Origin of the sequence: Parasphingorhabdus sp. JC815 (assembly GCF_040717415.1) — a bacterium.
Taxonomy (GTDB): Bacteria; Pseudomonadota; Alphaproteobacteria; order Sphingomonadales; family Sphingomonadaceae; genus Parasphingorhabdus.
The window spans coordinates 1-327 of the sequence record NZ_JBFEFM010000024.1 but is presented as its reverse complement, the minus strand read 5'-3'; the positions used below and the strand labels follow the sequence as shown (position 1 = coordinate 327).

1 pseudogene is annotated in these 327 nt (G+C 48.9%); it reads left to right on the top strand.

The features are described 5' to 3' along the window. A pseudogene (locus AB1K62_RS14685) lies at nt 1-310 on the top strand (3-isopropylmalate dehydratase small subunit); the annotation flags it as partial. Between the last annotated feature and the right edge of the window lie 17 nt (nt 311-327).

Sequence of the window (327 nt, the reverse complement as noted above, 5' to 3'; positions counted from 1 at the left end):
ACCAAGCTTCGCGCCCATTTTTGCTGGAAATTGTGTCCGTAACGGCATTCTACCCGCCGTTTTGGACGCCCAAGCTATTGCAGCCATAGAACAAGCACATTTGCCTGCTACAATCAATCTTGCGGAGCAAAATATTAGTATAGGTGAAGGGCATAGCTGGTCATTCCCGATAGACGAAGAAGCAAAAGCGATGTTGCTTGAAGGGCTTGATGCCATCGACCTTAGCATGAAAATGGCCGATGATATTACGGCGTGGCAAGTAGCGGACCGGGCGGCGCGGCCATGGATTTATTTAGGAGCGAATTTATGACAACATCCGTCACCATA